1 protein-coding gene is annotated in these 685 nt (G+C 33.0%); it reads right to left on the reverse strand.

Translation table 11 applies throughout. The features are described from left to right. Positions 1-258 precede the first annotated feature (258 nt). On the reverse strand, positions 259-438 hold the full coding sequence (locus tag CBI42_RS11020; protein WP_094753977.1) for a hypothetical protein: 180 nt from the start codon (positions 436-438) through the stop codon (positions 259-261). Between the last annotated feature and the right edge of the window lie 247 nt (positions 439-685).

Genomic DNA, 685 nt, shown 5'->3' on the forward strand with positions numbered 1-685 from the left:
CCATATTTTTATGTGACGTGTAAGTGCGCATTGACCTCGTTTCACTCGGTCTGCTGATTACCCACCACTGATTTTAGTGTCCTTCCTCTAGTATCATTATTAGGCCTGCTTTAAACATACTTTTTAGCCATAATAGCTCTCATTGATTCGTTATTAATTTTAACTAGATAATTAAAGCAATTAACAACATGAGATACACTGAAAAATGGCCAGATGAGTATCTTTTTACAAGAATATCAATTATATATATCCCTTAAACTATTTTTTGCTTTTGGTCTTATGGCTAAATGGAATAATAGCAAGGCCAAGACATATAGCAAAAACAAGAGTCGATCTAATCAAATCATGATCTTGATTATCAAATATTGCACTATAGGCTAAAAACAAGCCAATCGCTAACAAATAACGAAAAATAACAATCCAAATTTTTTTGCTCATAAACCCCGCCTCCTAGAACAAGTTGCTCATACTCAGTTTAATCAATATTAAAAAACTATTCTTGCTAATTCATGTAGCTAAAAAAGAGCATAGTTCCCCCTGGAGACTGCTAAGCGCATTTTTTAGCCAAACTAGTAATCAATGATCATTTTAAATGATTAGCCCAATGACTCAGGTTGGCTAAGCCGGTCAAAAATGCTCACTGATTATTCGTATAAGCAGTTTTATCGCTATTTTAATATAAATA

Source organism: Streptococcus sp. KR (assembly GCF_002238115.1).
Classification (GTDB): domain Bacteria; phylum Bacillota; class Bacilli; order Lactobacillales; family Streptococcaceae; genus Streptococcus.